The organism is Dactylosporangium sp. NPDC005555 (assembly GCF_040605635.1).
GTDB lineage: Bacteria > Actinomycetota > Actinomycetes > Mycobacteriales > Micromonosporaceae > Dactylosporangium.
On sequence record NZ_JBEXDG010000190.1, the window covers coordinates 1 to 1100 of the forward strand.

Annotated in this window: 1 protein-coding gene; it reads left to right on the forward strand. The window is 40.4% G+C overall.

The features are described 5' to 3' along the window. Positions 1–1100 (forward strand): HAD-IC family P-type ATPase (locus ABZS58_RS51465; RefSeq protein ID WP_354792171.1); only part of this gene is annotated, 1100 nt, incomplete at both ends.

Here is a 1100-nt window from a genome sequence, read left to right on the forward strand (position 1 = left end):
GTTATCCTCTCAGCCATTCTCATTGTACTCGGATACCTTGGTAAATATGGTGTAAATCAAATATGGATTTGGAATTCGACAATGATTATTGCAAGTATTATCGGTTTTATACCTGTTGCAATTCATGCCTATCAAGCAATCAAAGTGAAACAAATTTCGATTGACCTGCTAGTTTCTATTGCAGTTATCGGTGCTTTGTTCATCGGTGAATATGAAGAATCAGCAATTGTCACTTTTCTCTTCGCTTTCGGTGGATTTTTGGAGAAAAAAACGCTTGAAAAAACGCGATCAAGTATCAAAGAACTCACGAATATGGCACCCAGCACAGCCCTATCTGCTGATGGCGAAGAAATGGACATTGATGAAGTTGAAATTGGCGACAAACTCTTAGTAAAAACCGGACGTCAAGTTCCTGTTGATGGTCGTATTTACCAAGGATCTGGCTATGTCAACGAAGCCAGTATCACAGGTGAATCACGTGAAATCAGAAAGGAAGCTGGTACCAAAGTTTTTGCAGGTTCTATCTTAGAAAACGGTACAATTTACGTAGAAGCAGAAAAAGTCGGCGAAGATACAACCTTTGGTAAAATTATTGAACTTGTCGAAGAAGCCCAAGATACCAAATCTCCTGCTGAGAAATTCATCGACCGCTTTGCTAAGTATTACACGCCAGCGGTACTTGTTATTGCAGCTATTACTTGGGTTTTTAGTCATAATCTAGAACTAGCCATCACGATTCTCGTACTTGGTTGCCCTGGTGCCCTCGTGATTGGTGCACCTGTTTCAAATGTTGCAGGAATCGGGAATGGTGCAAAAAGAGGCGTCCTTATCAAGGGAGGTGATGTTATGAATACCTTCAGTCACATTGATACGCTTCTGTTTGATAAGACGGGTACTCTGACGAAAGGCAATACAGAAGTTGTTGTTGTCAAAAATTATGGTGCTTCAAAAGAATTGATTGATGCAGTTGCTTCAGCAGAAAATGAATCTGATCACCCATTAGCAACGGCAGTTGTACGCATGATCGGAAAATTCAATCCTATCAAATTTGAAAAAACGGACGTTGTTAAAGGACAGGGAATCATCGCAGACAACCTATT